This is a genomic window from Amycolatopsis alkalitolerans, assembly GCF_006152065.1.
Taxonomy (GTDB): Bacteria; Actinomycetota; Actinomycetes; order Mycobacteriales; family Pseudonocardiaceae; genus Amycolatopsis_E; species Amycolatopsis_E alkalitolerans.
The window spans coordinates 1-14,227 of the sequence record NZ_VDFW01000036.1; the positions used below are offsets into that span (position 1 = coordinate 1).

Here is a 14,227-nt window from a genome sequence, read left to right on the forward strand (position 1 = left end):
CTTGATGGTCAGCGTGACACTCGAGGACCTCAAGGCGGGTGTCGGGTATGGCCTGTTGGATGGCTACTGGACTATTTCCGTCGCCCAGATCCGGCGCTTAGCCTGCGACGCCAGGATCGTGCCCGTCGTCCTCGGTGCCCAGGGCGAAACCCTCGATGTCGGGCGCGCCACCCGGATCGTGCCCCGCAGCATCCGCCGCGCCCTGACCCGCCGGGACAAAGGCTGCGCGTTTCCGGGGTGCGGAAAGAAGGCCAAATGGACCGACGCCCACCACATCCTCGAGTGGTCCCGAGGCGGCACCACCGCCCTGGCCAACCTCACCCTCCTGTGCCGCCGACACCACCGCACCATCCACCACACCGACTGGCAGATCCGCATGATCCACGGCAAACCGTGGTTCATCCCGCCCTCCTATGTGGACCCCGAACGCACACCACGCCACAATGCCCTCCACGCCATGCGCAGTTAGTGTTCTGGCTCAGAAGGCGCAGCGCCGGTCCGCGGGTGAGATCGCGGCGGCCGCCCGGATTACGCCTAGGTTCGCCGGCTCACTGGTCCTGCCCAGCGGTTCACGCTCATCGCCCCGCAGATCGTCGCGCTGTCCGAACGGCTGCAATGGTGGCGAGATGCATGTCCAGAGAGCCGGCCCGGCTCCAGCGCAGTTGACGGCACGCAACCCGAAGGCCCGTCAGACCCGCAGGGCTAACCGCTTTTGCCCGCCGCTACTAACCGCCGAGGACGTCTCGCGTCAGCTCGAGCTGGCCCAAGTGCTGCGCCAGTTCCTCGTACACGTGCTGCAGCGCCGCCCCCTGCGTCCGCCCGATCGGGGTGTCGCGGTAGTGCGGCGCGGCCTCCTCACGCAGCGGGCTCCGCGGGTCGGCCACCTCGGCATACTCGCGCAAACGCTTCTTCGCCCGCTCGACCCGTTCGACGAGATCAGCCACCGTCCCGGTAGCGCGGAACTCCGCGTCACGGTCGCGCTCGGTGGGCCGGCCCGCCACCAGCCGTCCCGCCCAGTGGTCGATGACGCCGATGCAGTGCGTCACGATCCCGTACGGCGTGTTCGCGCCGGGCAGTTCCGGGCGCCGGTTCGCGAGGTCGTCGCCAAGCTCCCCGAGTACGGCCACCATCCCGTCGAGGGCCCGGTCGGTGAAGTACAGGTACTCGTCTGTGGTGATCACGACTGAACGGTAGCCGCCCGCATAACCGCGGAGGCCAACCGGGCGGCCTCGGCGGAGATCTCGGCGGGCGGGACCGGGCGGCCGTGGTCGAGCCACCACGTGATCGTCTGCACGAACATCCCGCCCAGCACTGTCGGCACGAGATCGGTCGCGGCGAGGGGTGCCAGATGCGCCACGGTCATCTCCGACAGCGAGGCCCGCATCCTCGTCGCGAACCACGAACTGCCGTCCTTCCCCAGCATCGCGCGGTAGAACCGGTCGTGCGCGGCGATGTGCTCGAAGAACGCCGCCCATCGCGTGGCCGCCGAGGCGGTGTCGATGTCCGTGAGCAGTTCGTTCATCGCGTCGTCGAAGATCTGCTCGACGAGGTGGTATTTGTCGCGGTAGTTCCGGTAGAACGCGGCCCGGCTGACCATGGCCCGCTCGGTGACCCGCCCGACCGTCACCGCTTCGAAACCGCGCTCCTCGATGAGCTCGATCAGCGCCTCCCGCAGCAGCTTCCGGGTCCGCCGCACCCGCACGTTCTCCCGAGACACTTTCCGCTTTCCGTCCGGTTCGGGACACCCGCCGCCGCTTGACGCTCGTCTCATAGCGGCCACTGTGCCTGGATAGAGACAGACTGTCCCACCGACGACGAAGGAGTCAACCATGCGTGCAATCCGGGTTCGGGAGTTCGGCCCGCCCGAGGTCCTGCGACTCGAAGAGGACGAAAAGCCCACACCGGGCGAAGGCGAGGTCCTGGTGTCCGTCGAACTGGCCAGCGTCATCTACGGCGACGTCATCGTCCGTTCCGGCGGGCACCCGTTCGAGCTGCCGTACATCCCCGGCAACGAGGTCGCCGGGACCGACCACAATGGACGTATTGTCGTCGGTACCACGGCCGGAAACTCCGGCGGCTACGCGGAGTTCGCCCGCTGCACCGACGTCTACGAGGTTCCATCGGGAGTTTCCCTGGCCCAGGCGCTGGCCGTCTTCGAAGGCGGCTACCTGGCGAACGCGATGCTCGAGGAGATGGGCCCGGCGGACACGGTGCTGATCACCGCGGCCGCGGGGCGCATCGGCTCGCTTCTCGTGCAACTCGCCAAGGCCCGCGGCGCCACCGTGATCGCGGCCGCGAGCGGCGAAAAACTCGACACCGCGGCGAAGTTCGGCGCGGACGTGCTGGTCGACTACCGGGACCCCGACTGGGCCGGCAAGGTCAAAACCGCGACGGGTGGCGGCGCCGACGTGACGCTCGAAGCGATCGGCGGACGCCTTGGCGCGCAAGCACTCGAAGCGACCCGTGGCCGGTTCGGGGTCTACGGGTTCGCGTCCGGTTCGTGGACCGATCCGGGCGACCGGGAGCTTGTCAGTCCACTTCGGACGATCTTTGCCCGGCCGCAGGAGCAGCACCGGCGGGGAGTCGAGGAGATTCTGCGCCGAGCCGCTCAGCTGATCCCGTTGCCCACCACGACATTCCCCCTCGAAGACGCCGGCGAAGCACACGCCGCGCTCGAAAGCCGCCGGACGGTCGGCGCGGTTTCACTCAGCCTGGCAGCAACTCGGTGACCAGCCGAGTCAGCTGCCGCAGGTTGCGGCATTCGTGCATCGGCACCACCCGGCCGTATTCGAGCGCGGCCGAATCGCCGGTGCCCCAAGCGGACCGTGGCTCGGGGTTGAGCCAGTACACGTGCTTGGCGTGCTCGGAGATCTGGCGGACCGCGGCCAGGTTCGGGTCGCCGCCGTTGGTCCGGCCGTCGCCCAGGATCAGCACCGACGTGCGCGGGCCGACGGCGTCGAGCCAGCCTTCGACGAAACTCCCGAGTGAATCGCCGTAGTCGCTGCTCATACCCCAGCGCGTCACCCGCGCCTCGGTCAGGATCCGCCGCGCGAGCCCCTCGGGATCGGCCGCGCCGGCGGTGACCAGCCCGGTGATCTCGTCGGTCAGCTCGACGAACGCGAACGTGCGTACCTTCGAGAACTGGTCGGCCAGCGCCTGCACCAGCAGCAGCGTGAACTGCGCGAACCCCGCGACCGACCCGGACATGTCGCACAGCAGCACCAGTTCCGGCCTGCCCGGGCGGCGATCGCGCAGCGCCGGGCGCATCGGAACGCCTCCCGTCGCGAGCGACCGGCGTAGCGTCCGGCGGAAGTCGATCTGCCCGCGCCGGGCCCGCCGCCGGCGCGCCGCGAGCCGGGTCGCGAGCTTGCGCGACAGCGGCTGGATCGTCCGGCGCAGCGCGGTCAGCTGCTCCCGGCTGGCGTTGGTGAAGCTGACAAGATCCGTCTGGGGAGCCACCGCATGGCGCGCGATCCGTTCGCGCCCACGGTATTCCGCCGTCCGGCGGCGCGCCTCGGCCTGCACCTGCCGGCGGAACGAGCCGATGCGCGACTGCGCCTCCTGGCGGGCGAGAGCTTCGCTCAGCCCGTCGCGCTGCTCGCCCCGGATCGCGTTGAGCACGCGGTTCAGTAACGCCTCCGGCCGCAACCGGTCCAGCGTCTGGTACGCCGACCAGCCGCTCATCCCGCCGCCACCGGTCCCGCCCTCGCCGAAGGACCCGTATTGGCCGAACACCTCGACCCCGGTCGCCGCGAGCGCGCGCATGCGCTCGGTGTCGCCCCCGGCCAGCGCGGTGACCAGCGCGTTCCGCAATTCCGCGAGGTCTTCGGTCTCCGCCATGGTTTCCGTCGAACCGACCGCGACCGGGAAGTAGAGGTCGAACAGGTCGTCGAAGGTGGCACGCTGGCCCGACCGCCGCAACACGGTCGCCGCGAGCGCCGCCCGCAACTGCTCGCGGTCGGCGAGCCCGAGCACGTCGACCGCGGCCGCCGCGTCGACCGTTTCGCCGGGCCCGACCGGGATCCCGTGCTCCCGCAAGGCCCCGACGAACTCGACCAGCCGGGTCGGCAGCCCGGTCATGCCAGCAGCCTGTCCAGGCGGAGCTCTTCGGTGGCCTTGCGGTGGTCGCTCTGGTACTTGAGGATGACGCCCAGGGTCGACTCGACGACCTGCTCGTCGACCGTGTCGGCGCCGAGCGCGAGCAGGGTGCGCGCCCAGTCCACGGTTTCCGCGATCGACGGGGCCTTGCGCAGCTCCATCGACCGCAGCGCGCCGACCACGCGCACCACGGACTCGGTCAGGCGCTCGTCGAGGTCCGGCACCTTGAGCGTGACGATGTCGCGTTCGAGCTCGGGCGACGGGAAGTCCAGGTGCAGGAACAGGCAGCGTCGTTTGAGCGCCTCGGACAGCTCGCGGGTCGCGTTGGAGGTCAGCAGCACGAACGGGCGGCGGGTCGCGGTGATGGTACCCAGCTCCGGCACGGTGACCTGGAAGTCGCCGAGCACCTCCAGCAGCAGACCCTCCATCTCGACGTCGGCCTTGTCGGTCTCGTCGATGAGCAGGACGGTCGGGCCGGTGTTGCGGATCGCCTTCAGCAGCGGGCGGGCGAGCAGGAACTCCTCGCTGAACACCTCGTCGCGGGTGCCGGCCCAGCCCCCGTCACGGCCCGCGGTGATGCGCAGAAGCTGCTTGGCGTGGTTCCACTCGTACAGCGCGCGAGCCTCGTCGATGCCCTCGTAGCACTGCAGCCGGACCAGCTCGCTGGCCGTCGCGTCGGCGAGCGCTCGCGCCAGTTCGGTCTTGCCGACCCCGGCGGGGCCCTCGACGAGCAGCGGCTTGCCGAGCCGTTCGGCGAGGTAGACCGTGGTCGCCACCGGGGTGGAGGCGAGGTAGCCGGCTCCTGCCAGCCGCTCGACGACCTCGTCGACCGAGCCGAACAACGGTTCCTGCATCAGGCCATTGTCCGCTGGGCTTCGCCCGCCGTCGCGTTCAGCGTGCGCAAGGTCACTGTGGACCGTGATCGATCTTCCGCGAGCCGGCACAGGTGTGACACAGCCAGGGGCGAAGTCGCTGTCACACATGAGCGGGCCGCCGCGATTCCGTTGACCGCAGGGAGAGATGCATGGCGACAGAGGGAACCGAAGACGTCGTCGATCACGACGCCTGGCTGTTCGATCAGGCCCGGGACGCGCTGTCCGTGATCGCATCGCTGCACGACGGCGCGCTCGCCCAGATGAAGCACATCCTGGCCAGCCGCCCGAACGTCGCCCTCACGCCCACCCGGCCCGCGCGTCAGCCACGCTCACCCGGCCGCCATGCGCGTCTGACCCCGATAGCGACCGGCGCCGTGACGGCGTTGCCCCACTGACCGCTCGTCCCGGTCACTGAATCCGTACTCGGCCCCGACACGGAACACGGCCGGGTGATCGGTCGGTGTAGGGCATATGACCGCGTCCCACTCCGTCTACTTCTCGAAGGTCCCGACGGTCGTGCTATTGGTCTATACCACTTAAGTCACGAAACAGCCGCCACGCGAAAGTGGGATGACCCTCCCCAACGGGTGGGTGGGCTCCCGAGCCAAGATCACCCACACCAGCTACGGCGCGCTCTCGTGGACTGCTTTCGATGTTTCGTAATCGATTCCGTACTGTGATTTCATAGGGCAGAGAATCACTGGCACGGAAGCGATCGGGCAGCCGGCAGGAAAGGTAATCAGGGTTGACGTGTCGTGATCGCAATGCATCGACCGTCTCCTGCGGTGTGACCAACGGCAACGGTGTAGGCGAGCGCCGGCGTCGGGGCTATGGGGGCATACGCCGGAGAACTTGATCCTGATGAGCACGTGCAGCCAGGGGCTGGGCTTCGCGAGTCTCCCCACCATCACCACACTCCGCACCTGCCAACGCCTCCTGACCGCCTACAACCTCCAAATCGACGGCATCCACACCTACTACGCCGGCACCACACCTATCCTCGTCCACAACAGCTGCGGATACACTCCTGCCGGTGGTTTCGCTGATTCGGACATCGACGAGATCGCGCAAGCTGTGTACCAGCACGTCGGTGCTGTCGATGTGCCAGGCCGACCCGGGCTAGCGCAAGTCAGGACGTCCTGGCAAGGGGCACTCCCGAGCCGCTTGAACAGGGAGACGGGAGTATTGCGCAGGTGATTAACTACCGGGGCGTTCGCGTGATCATCAATGAAGACAGTCCCTGGCGAAGCACTGCGCACTACCCGGGTAAATGACGGCCATCGATCCAGCCAATCGCTGGCGAACAGTCGTAATCGCGGTCAACCCGCATGTCTCCCGCTGGGCGAACTTGTTGATGGCTGGCAGCCGCATGTTCAAAGATTCGTCGCCGAGCTAGATGTTGAGCCCGACGATCGGACGAGCTGGGGCGCTCACGACTACATCGGCGCGCTCCACCTACGAGATGCCGTCGAGCGCGGCTTGGCGCTGTTGCCGGATGACGAACGCACCGACGCTCGCCACCAAGCGGCGGTAGCAGACCGTGAATTTGAGCAACAGACCGAGCCCGATCAGGACGGGTTGTTGGCAAGGTTTCTTTCTGCGGACTTGAGCAACGAGTCTTGGTGGTGGCATCGCGTGCTGACACGCGGGCCGGTCCGCTCCGAGCTTGAACCGAATCGAGGGCCTCAAGGCTGAGGCCAAGGTCCTCGCCGCTGACTCTGTAACACGCCAGGCGAAGGCCGACCTGCCAGCCGACGATCAGGCGGGAGAACACGTCGAGCACGAAGGCCGCGTCGACCCAGCCGACCGCGGTACGCACGTAGGTGATGTCCGCTACCCACAGCTCGTTCACGCGCGTGGCCGTGAAGTCCCGTTTGACCAGATCACCTGGCCTGCCGGTCTCCGCCGCCGACCGCGTCGTGCGCGGGGACTTGTCCCGCAGCAGGCCATGCAGTCCACTCTCGCGCATGAGCCGCTCGACCGTGCACCGGGCCACGTCGGTGCCCGGCCGGTTGAGCTTGGCCCAGACCTTGCGCGCCCCGTAGAGGCCGTAGTTGTCCTCGTGCACCCGCCCGATCTTCTCGACCAGGTCCCGGTCCCGTGCCGCACGGGCCGAGGGCGGGCGGAACGTGGCCGCGTAGTACGTCGACGGCGCGATCTCCGCATGCGTCTGTTTGAGCGCCTCCAGGACCGGCTGGACACCGTGCTCCTCCCGCTGCGAGTCGACGAACTCAACCTTCATCGCGGCCGACGGTCCAGCTCCGCTGCGAAGAAACTTGCCGCTGACCTCAGAATCTGCAGCTCACGGTTATCCAGCTCGAGCTGCGCGATCCGCTCCTGCGTCACCGCTCGTGGTGCCCGGCCTGTCCCCGGCGTCGATCTCCGCGCGCATGACCCAGGTCCGCAGGGCATCCGGGCGGATCCCCAGCTGCTCGGCGATCCGCTTAATCGCCCCAGTCGCGGCCGCCGGGTCCCGGCGCGCCTACACGCCATCCGCGTCGCCCGCTCACGCAGCTCATCGGGGTACTTCTTCGGTGCGGCCATCACTCCTCATCCATCCGGGCTTGATCCCCTCTCCATCAAACCCGGTACGGAACGGTATTTCCCGAGAGGCACCGACCTGGCCCGCTGGAACCGAGACGAACTCGACGCGGTCGCCGCCACACTCAAAAACTGTCCACGCAAAACACTCGGTTGGACGACGCCAGCCGAAGCCCTGAACAAGCTGTACTCTCCAATCGATAAGCTGGTGTTGCGGCCACCGGTTGAACCTGTGTTGGCATCCGCGGTCGCTGTGGAAGATCGCACCCGGCTGGACGCGGCCGTGGGTGATCGCATGGCTAGCGCGTGGCCGCCAGTGAGGCGTGCATGTGGCCGGCCAACTGCCAGCCGATGACCATCCGTGTGGCCAGATCGATCACTATGGCCAGATACGGCCTGCCTTCCCCGGTCTTGAGGTAAGTGATGTCGCCGATGGCGTGCGGCGCCGCGCCGTTGTCGGAGTCTCGCCGCGCAGCGCAACGCTACGGGTGCGTCCACGTGAAGGAGGCTGCGGCGTTCTTCAGGAACTCGTTCTCCATCCGCCGCCGTCGGATCTCGTCTCCCATCTCCTTCACCCGGGCGCCCGCCATTGCCGTCATCGACTCATCCGATTCCGGGTTCTGACGCCGCCAAGCGTTCACCCAGTTTCCCAGCGTGCCATCATGAATGCCAAGATCACGCGGGGACCTCCGTGATCGACTTCATTGACGATTACGCGAACGCCTCGATAGTTGATCACCTGGACAATAGTCGCTGCAGTTATTCGACGGCCTCGATCCGCCTGACAACCTCGGCCGGAGCGTTCTTGAATCGACGGAAGAAAACAAATTTTGCATCCTGCCACGGAACAACTCGCGCCAGTTTGGCATTTAGGGTCGCATGGTCCACATCTACAACCTGGACGGTATCGAATGGCACATTCCTACTCATGAACCGCACAACGGCAACGTAGTTTCCCGGCTCGTTATCCAGTGCAATCCAACTCGACCTCGAGTAGTCGTCTTGATCAATATCGTATCTCGCGAGCCTCAGCTCCGCATTGTTCCGCGAGCGGTCTGCCTCGATAGGATTTCTCACAAAGACGTCGAACAAACATTCAGCAAGTTGCTCCCATGAACGATGCATATCATGGTCCCGGTAGCTGATCATCGCACGATCGGCAAACGGAATCATGGCGAGAAGGGCGCTTCGAAAATTGAAAAACAGTTCGTCTACCGTTGATCTCAAGATGTCATCGTCGCTCATGACTGCTAACCCAACCCCATAGACTGTCTATCCATCCGAGTTGCTCAGAAGTTGGGGCCACCTTACCACCGCTGAAGCCCTGGCCTGGAACAACGGTCTTTACTCGGTCGCGTGTGATGTCCAGGACGACTTGACCGTGGTCATCAGTAACAAATACGCGACCCTCGCTAGCGCCCCGAACCACGGCATTCTTGGGACCGACGAAGTTCTTTACTCCGGCGCCGCTCCTGCCTGCTCCCGGAAATTGAAAACTATCGTCGAGTTGAGGCTCGGCACAGCTGTTGTGAACCAGCACCGGTGTGGTGCCGGCGTAGTAGGTGAGGTTCCCCCAAGCCCACTGTTCCGGCGGCGCAGGCCTTGATCAGCCACGACCGCCGCGCAGTAACCCGGTTTTGGGGTAGTCCCATGAGATTCCGCTTGGTCGCGCTCACCGCGGCTCTTGTTGTCGCGCCGGCGGTTCTCGCTCCTGGGCAGAACGCGACGCCCGCCGCTGCGGCCACGGGCGCGAGATCGATTCCTGGACCGGCGCCAACTGGGCCAGCGAATGCGGCTCGACCGGTGCCGGGTGTTTCAACCCGCGCATGATCCAGCGCACCGGGTGGGGCGCCAACGACGGCACATGGATCCTGTGGTTCAACGCGCCCGCCGACTACAACCGCACCAAAGCCAACGCCTACTACGCCATGGGCTGCAACAGCCCCACCGGCCCGTGCGGAGACGGCGCTGGCGCCCCACACGGCTCCACCCACAAACCCGGCCTCTACATCTGCGGCGGCAACGGCGACTTCGACATCGTCATCCCCGCAGGCGGGCCACCCGTCGTGCTCTGCACCCAAGCCGACCAAACCCTCAGCTCCGAGCAACTGGACCTGTGGGGCACCAACGGCGTGAATATTGGCTCCACCCACCTCGCCGGCCTGACCAATGTGGAATCCCCCAGCGCCTACTACGACACCACCCACGCCACCTGGATCATGACCTACAGCGACCCCAACTGTGGCTACTGCACCGGCAGCGGAACCACCGCCACCAACCCGCTCGGCACCTGAACCGCGCCCACCACCACCGGAGCGTCCCCACCCGCCACCGGGCGACGCGACCTGTCAGCCACCTCCTGCGGCCAACCTCGCACCGTCACCATTCTCGACGGGCAGCCCTACCAAGGGATCGACCTGTGGAACGGGACGCTCACCGAAACCACGGCACCGCAGCACTTCGAACCGCTCAACTACAACGCGCCCGACCCGGCGGCTGCCCCGTGGCAACCGTTCACCCCCTGGAGCTGTAGCTAGCCCGGGCGGCGCAGTGTCGCCAACCGGTTCGCCTGCCAGGGCGGGATCCACGCCTCACACGTGACCTCCCAGCCCGGCATCGTCCGCGCCAGCATCCCGTCCAACTCGGCATCCGGCATGAACCGGACGGTCGCGTCCCCGGACACCCAGCGGTCGGCGCAGTAGGCCACCATCGTGCCCAAACCACCACGGCGCTGCCACTCCTTCACCGCGACCGTCCCGCCCGGCGCGGTCAACTCGGCCGCCTCAGCCAGCACGACCGCCCGCTGCGGCTCCGCCACGTGGTGCAGCACATCGCACAACACCACGAGGTCGAACAGCGGCGGGTCCTCCGCCCGCAGCTCGGTGGTGCTCACCGACCGGAACACCACCCCGTTCCGGTCACCGTGGAACATCCGTCCCGGCTCCGCGATGCCCGGGTCGAGGCCGACCAGTTCGACATCCGGCCCCTAACGCCGCCGCCATCGCCCCGTCCCCACACCCGATCTCCAGCACCCGCTTCGCCTGCGGCGCCACCGACAACACCGTCACCGCCAGACAATCAAGATCGATGAACGTGCCTCGATACAACTCGATCGCATGCGGCTCGAACCGACCCAACACGCGACGAACCGCACTTCCCACCGGCACGACGAACCCTTCCCTGCGAAACCGCAAATCCGCGCCTCGTCATCCAACCACGCTCGACGGCGAACCGTTTCCCGGCCTAGAGACTCGCCCAGCCCGGTCGCAATTTCGCCTGGCCAAGGTCTGACCGGTTGCCGGCCAAGGCTGAGGACGGGTCGGCGACGTAGGTTTCCTTCAAACGGAATGTCTTCACTTGGCCGCGATAGCGCAGGAGGCGGGTGGCGTGACGCGCCTGCCGAGCGAGACGCCGCACTCGGTGGCCAGGCGCTGTTCAGGGGGCGACTGGGTATTGGCTGCCAGGTCCCCGGACTCGATGCGTGCAGCCAGATGTTCGTACATCTGCTCGTAGATATAGCCCACCACTTCGTCAGGCCGAAATTCGGTCACCATGACTCCCCCGAAGCGGCGGCAGAATGCTCCTCGTACACGGTTTCGGTGAGATACGGCTCGCGCTTGCGGATGGGGTCAACGCCCGCGTCCACGCGAACCCGAAGCGCACCGCTGGGCAGCACATCGATGCTGCCTCGCTTGCCCCTCTTGGCGTACGACGCCATGACCGGGACCATACAGCGGATCCATGTCAGGTTCCCAGTCACGCAACCTGGCGGAACCCCTCTGATCGAGCGATTCCGCCAGCTCAAACGGCGCGCCCTCGGCAGGACTCGAACCTGCGACCTAGAGATTAGAAGGCTCTTGCTCTATCCGGCTGAGCTACGAGGGCCTGGCGCCGATGAACGCGGACGCGGTCACGCCTGCAGTTTAGTCGACGTCACACTACGTATCGCTCGACAGCGCCCGAGCGTTTCAGCCTCTGCCGAGGAAGGGCATCTTCGTCGCCGTAATGGTCATGAACTGCACGTTCGTGTCGAGCGGGAGGCGCGCCATGTACAGCACGGCCTCCGCGACGTGGGCGGGGTCGAAGGTCGGTTCCGGGCGGACCGAGCCGTCGGCCTGGCGGGCGCCCTCGCTGATCCCCGCCGTCATCTCCGTCGCGGCGTTGCCGATGTCGACCTGGCCACATGCGACGTCGAAAGGCCGCCCATCCAGGGAAATCGACTTGGTCAGGCCCGTGATCGCATGCTTCGTCGCGGTATACGCGGCGCTGCCGGGCCGCGGGGCGTGCGCCGAGATCGACCCGTTGTTGATGATGCGCCCGCCCTGCGGCCGCTGCTCCTTCATCAACCGCACCGCCGCCCGCGCGCACAGGAAGGCGCCCGTCAGGTTGGTGTCCACTGTGCGTCGCCATGCGGCCACGTCCAGGTCACCGACGTCACCCGATGGGCCGAACGTGCCCGCGTTGTTGACGAGCAGGTCGAGGCGGCCCCACTTGTCGCGCACCGCCTCGAACAATGCGTCGACCTGGGCCTCGTCGCCGACGTCGGTGGGGACGGCGAGCGCGTCGGCGCCCTCGGCCGTCTCGGCCAGCGGCTCGAACCGCCGACCCGCCAGCGCCACCTGGTACCCCGCGCCGAGCAGCGCCCGCGCGATCACCCTGCCGAGGCCCGAACCGGCCCCCGTCACCACCGCGACCGGCATGGCTCAGAAGTTGATCATGTGGCCGGCGAGGCCGTGGACGGCCTCCTTGACGGCTTCGCCGAGCGTCGGATGCGCATGCACGTTGCGTGCCACCTCGTGCACGGTCAGATCCCACTGCTGCGCGAGCGTCAGTTCCGGCAGCAGCTCCGTCACGTCCGGCCCGATCAGGTGCGCACCCAGCAGCTCGCCGTGTTTCGCATCCGAGAGGATCTTCACGAAACCACCGGGATCCGCCAGGCCGTGCGCCTTGCCGTTCGCGGTGAACGGGAACTTCGCGACCCGCACGTCGAAGCCCTTCTCGCGGGCCTGCTCCTCGGTCCACCCGAACGAAGCGATCTGCGGCTGGCAGTAGGTCGCGCGCGGGATCATCGGGTAGTCCAGCGGCATCGTCTCGGCGCCGCCGATCGTCTCGGCCGCCACGATGCCCATCGACTCCGCCGCGTGCGCCAGCATCAGCTTCGCGGTGACGTCGCCGATCGCGAAGATATGCGGCACGTTCGTCCGGCAGTACTCGTCGACCGCGATCGCGCGGCGTTCGGTCAGTTCGACGCCGGTGTTCTCCAGTCCATAACCCTCGACGCGCGGGGCGAACCCGATCGCCTGCAGGACCTTGTCGGCCTCCAGGGTCTGCTTGGTGCCGTTCGCGTCGACCATGACCTTGACCTTGGCGCCACTCTCGTCGATCGACTCGACGCGGGTGGAGGTGAGCACGTTGATGCCGAGCTTCTTGTACCGCTTGGCCAGCTCCCTCGACACCTCGGCGTCCTCAAGGGGCACCATGCGGTCCAGGAACTCGACGATCGTGACCTCGACGCCGTAGTTGTGCAGCACATAGGCGAACTCGACACCGATCGCGCCGGCGCCGGCGATGATGATGCTGCCCGGCAGCTCGCGCGAAAGGATCTGCTCCTCGTAGGTCACCACGCGCTCGCTGAGCGACGTGCCGGGCAGCAGCTTCGTCGTCGCGCCCGCGGCGATGATGCAGCTGCCGAACGTGACGGTGTCGCCGTTCACTCGCAGCGTGTGCGAGTCGACGAACGTGCCGCGCCCGGTGAACTCGGTGATCTTGTTCTTCTTCATCAGGAAGTGGACGCCCTTGACCCGGCCGTCCGCCACCGACCGGCTGCGGTCGTACGCCGCGCCGTAGTCGAAACGGATCTCACTCTCGGAGGAGATGCCGAACGTCTTCGCCTCGTTCGTGACCAGGTGCGCGAGCTCCGCATTGCGCAGGAGCGCTTTGGACGGGATGCAGCCGACGTTCAGGCATACCCCACCCCAGTACTTCTCCTCCACCACAGCCGTCTTCAGTCCGAGCTGCGCCGCCCGTATCGCCGCGACATACCCGCCAGGCCCGGCGCCCAGCACCACAACATCGAAGTGTTCAGCCATGCCTTCAGCCTAGGCCCGGCCGTTCGATGGCGGCGCGGGCGCCGGAGCGGTGGAAATCAGGCGCGTTCGAGGACGACGACCGGGATCTTCCGGTCCGTTTTCTGCTGGTAGTTGTCGTAGTCGGGCCACACCTCGGCCATGACCGGCCAGAGCTTCGCGCGCTCCTGATCGCCGGCTGTGCGCGCACGCGCGGCGAACTTATCGCCCTTGACCTGCACCTTCACCTCGGGATTGGCCTCGAGGTTGAGGTACCAGCCGGGGTGGGCCGGGGCCCCGCCCTTGGACGCGACGATCACGTACGCGCCGTCGACCTCCTGGTAGATGAGCGCGAACTTGCGTTCCTGCCCGGTCTTGCGCCCGGTGGTGGTCAGGACCAGAGTGGGCACCCCGTTCTGCCAGTCGTGACCGACTTCACCGTCGGTCTCCTCGTAGCGGCGGACGTGCTCATCGCCGAAAAGCATCCGGTCTTCCTCTCGTGCTCGGGAACAGACCCCTCCGAAGTGTCTTCAACGCATCGGGCCCGCCGGATAGTCCGACCCGATCGAGTGCATCTGACCAGGCGAAATCCGGGAATCCACCTAGAATTCGAATTACTGAGAGCGCTTACCGCCAGGGAGAGCACCG

At 66.9% G+C, this 14,227-nt stretch carries 16 protein-coding genes, 1 tRNA gene and 1 pseudogene; 4 read left to right on the plus strand and 14 right to left on the minus strand.

Going from position 1 to position 14,227, the window contains the following annotated elements; genetic code table 11:
* Positions 1-469 (plus strand): HNH endonuclease signature motif containing protein (locus FG385_RS28750; protein WP_139099943.1); only part of this gene is annotated, 469 nt, incomplete at its 5' end.
* Positions 470-725: 256 nt separating this feature from the next.
* Here the strand turns inward: FG385_RS28750 and FG385_RS28760 are convergent.
* Together FG385_RS28760 and FG385_RS28765 are read right to left on the minus strand one after the other, a co-directional pair.
* The gene (locus FG385_RS28760) at positions 726-1,181 is read right to left on the minus strand and encodes a mycothiol transferase (protein ID WP_139099944.1); all 456 of its coding nucleotides are present in this window, start codon (positions 1,179-1,181) and stop codon (positions 726-728) included.
* A complete protein-coding gene (locus FG385_RS28765) occupies positions 1,178-1,717 on the minus strand; it encodes a TetR/AcrR family transcriptional regulator (RefSeq protein ID WP_200834706.1) in 540 nt (179 codons plus the stop codon). Before FG385_RS28765 ends, FG385_RS28760 begins: the two co-directional genes overlap by 4 nt.
* 112 nt (positions 1,718-1,829) lie before the next feature.
* On the opposite strand from FG385_RS28765, the gene FG385_RS28770 reads away from it, so the two are divergent.
* Positions 1,830-2,729 (plus strand): zinc-binding dehydrogenase, encoded by a 900-nt coding sequence (locus FG385_RS28770; protein WP_139099946.1) that lies wholly within the window; start codon positions 1,830-1,832, stop codon positions 2,727-2,729.
* Here the strand turns inward: FG385_RS28770 and FG385_RS28775 are convergent.
* Entirely contained in the window at positions 2,707-4,080 is a 1,374-nt protein-coding gene (locus FG385_RS28775) for a vWA domain-containing protein (RefSeq protein WP_139099947.1), read from the minus strand. The genes FG385_RS28770 and FG385_RS28775 overlap by 23 nt on opposite strands.
* Positions 4,077-4,952, minus strand: coding sequence for an AAA family ATPase (locus FG385_RS28780; protein ID WP_139099948.1), 876 nt, complete (start codon positions 4,950-4,952; stop codon positions 4,077-4,079). Before FG385_RS28780 ends, FG385_RS28775 begins: the two co-directional genes overlap by 4 nt.
* Positions 4,953-5,122: 170 nt before the next feature.
* Here FG385_RS28780 and FG385_RS28785 point away from each other — a divergent pair, with 170 nt between their 5' ends.
* The gene (locus tag FG385_RS28785; RefSeq protein WP_139099949.1) at positions 5,123-5,368 is read left to right on the plus strand and encodes a hypothetical protein; all 246 of its coding nucleotides are present in this window, start codon (positions 5,123-5,125) and stop codon (positions 5,366-5,368) included.
* Between the two features lie 863 nt (positions 5,369-6,231).
* Here the strand turns inward: FG385_RS28785 and FG385_RS28795 are convergent.
* The 3 genes and pseudogenes from FG385_RS28795 to FG385_RS28805 all read right to left on the minus strand — a co-directional run bounded on the left by FG385_RS28795 (position 6,232) and on the right by FG385_RS28805 (position 8,759).
* Positions 6,232-7,215 carry an IS3 family transposase gene (locus tag FG385_RS28795; RefSeq protein WP_139099951.1) on the minus strand — a complete coding sequence of 328 codons (984 nt, stop codon included), beginning with the start codon at positions 7,213-7,215 and terminating at the stop codon, positions 6,232-6,234.
* Between the two features lie 639 nt (positions 7,216-7,854).
* Positions 7,855-7,948 (minus strand): annotated as a pseudogene (locus FG385_RS35080) (hypothetical protein); the annotation flags it as partial.
* Positions 7,949-8,273: 325 nt separating this feature from the next.
* Positions 8,274-8,759 (minus strand): hypothetical protein, encoded by a 486-nt coding sequence (locus FG385_RS28805; protein ID WP_139099952.1) that lies wholly within the window; start codon positions 8,757-8,759, stop codon positions 8,274-8,276.
* A gap of 581 nt (positions 8,760-9,340) precedes the next feature.
* Here FG385_RS28805 and FG385_RS28810 point away from each other — a divergent pair.
* Positions 9,341-9,808, plus strand: a complete 468-nt coding sequence (locus tag FG385_RS28810; protein ID WP_139099953.1) for a glycoside hydrolase family protein — start codon at positions 9,341-9,343, stop codon at positions 9,806-9,808.
* A 239-nt stretch (positions 9,809-10,047) separates the two neighbouring features.
* On the opposite strand, the gene FG385_RS28815 is transcribed toward FG385_RS28810, so the two are convergent.
* The 7 genes from FG385_RS28815 to FG385_RS28845 all read right to left on the minus strand — a co-directional run bounded on the left by FG385_RS28815 (position 10,048) and on the right by FG385_RS28845 (position 14,064).
* Positions 10,048-10,446 carry a class I SAM-dependent methyltransferase gene (locus FG385_RS28815; protein WP_139099954.1) on the minus strand — a complete coding sequence of 133 codons (399 nt, stop codon included), beginning with the start codon at positions 10,444-10,446 and terminating at the stop codon, positions 10,048-10,050.
* Between the two features lie 421 nt (positions 10,447-10,867).
* Positions 10,868-11,065: a helix-turn-helix domain-containing protein gene (locus FG385_RS35085; protein ID WP_235022855.1), complete on the minus strand. Its 198-nt coding sequence runs from the start codon at positions 11,063-11,065 to the stop codon at positions 10,868-10,870.
* The gene (locus FG385_RS28825) at positions 11,062-11,244 is read right to left on the minus strand and encodes a hypothetical protein (protein ID WP_139099955.1); all 183 of its coding nucleotides are present in this window, start codon (positions 11,242-11,244) and stop codon (positions 11,062-11,064) included. Before FG385_RS28825 ends, FG385_RS35085 begins: the two co-directional genes overlap by 4 nt.
* An 81-nt stretch (positions 11,245-11,325) precedes the next feature.
* Positions 11,326-11,399 (minus strand) — tRNA-Arg (locus FG385_RS28830).
* An 83-nt stretch (positions 11,400-11,482) separates the two neighbouring features.
* Positions 11,483-12,214: an SDR family oxidoreductase gene (locus tag FG385_RS28835; RefSeq protein WP_139099956.1), complete on the minus strand. Its 732-nt coding sequence runs from the start codon at positions 12,212-12,214 to the stop codon at positions 11,483-11,485.
* 3 nt (positions 12,215-12,217) lie between these two features.
* A complete protein-coding gene (gene lpdA, locus FG385_RS28840; RefSeq protein ID WP_139099957.1) occupies positions 12,218-13,603 on the minus strand; it encodes a dihydrolipoyl dehydrogenase in 1,386 nt (461 codons plus the stop codon).
* A 56-nt stretch (positions 13,604-13,659) separates the two neighbouring features.
* Positions 13,660-14,064, minus strand: a complete 405-nt coding sequence (locus tag FG385_RS28845; protein WP_139099958.1) for a nitroreductase family deazaflavin-dependent oxidoreductase — start codon at positions 14,062-14,064, stop codon at positions 13,660-13,662.
* Positions 14,065-14,227 lie beyond the last annotated feature (163 nt).

Excerpts from the sequence above, each read along its gene's own strand:
- FG385_RS28770 (WP_139099946.1), top strand. The coding sequence starts at position 1,830 with ATGCGTGCAATCCGGGTTCGGGAGTTCGGCCCGCCCGAGGTCCTGCGA.
- FG385_RS28775 (WP_139099947.1), bottom strand. The coding sequence starts at position 4,080 with ATGACCGGGCTGCCGACCCGGCTGGTCGAGTTCGTCGGGGCCTTGCGG.
- FG385_RS28780 (WP_139099948.1), bottom strand. The coding sequence starts at position 4,952 with ATGCAGGAACCGTTGTTCGGCTCGGTCGACGAGGTCGTCGAGCGGCTG.
- FG385_RS28785 (WP_139099949.1), top strand. The coding sequence starts at position 5,123 with ATGGCGACAGAGGGAACCGAAGACGTCGTCGATCACGACGCCTGGCTG.
- FG385_RS28795 (WP_139099951.1), bottom strand. The coding sequence starts at position 7,215 with ATGAAGGTTGAGTTCGTCGACTCGCAGCGGGAGGAGCACGGTGTCCAG.
- FG385_RS28805 (WP_139099952.1), bottom strand. The coding sequence starts at position 8,759 with ATGAGCGACGATGACATCTTGAGATCAACGGTAGACGAACTGTTTTTC.
- FG385_RS28810 (WP_139099953.1), top strand. The coding sequence starts at position 9,341 with ATGATCCAGCGCACCGGGTGGGGCGCCAACGACGGCACATGGATCCTG.
- FG385_RS28815 (WP_139099954.1), bottom strand. The coding sequence starts at position 10,446 with ATGTTCCACGGTGACCGGAACGGGGTGGTGTTCCGGTCGGTGAGCACC.
- FG385_RS28825 (WP_139099955.1), bottom strand. The coding sequence starts at position 11,244 with ATGGTCCCGGTCATGGCGTCGTACGCCAAGAGGGGCAAGCGAGGCAGC.
- FG385_RS28835 (WP_139099956.1), bottom strand. The coding sequence starts at position 12,214 with ATGCCGGTCGCGGTGGTGACGGGGGCCGGTTCGGGCCTCGGCAGGGTG.
- lpdA (WP_139099957.1), bottom strand. The coding sequence starts at position 13,603 with ATGGCTGAACACTTCGATGTTGTGGTGCTGGGCGCCGGGCCTGGCGGG.
- FG385_RS28845 (WP_139099958.1), bottom strand. The coding sequence starts at position 14,064 with ATGCTTTTCGGCGATGAGCACGTCCGCCGCTACGAGGAGACCGACGGT.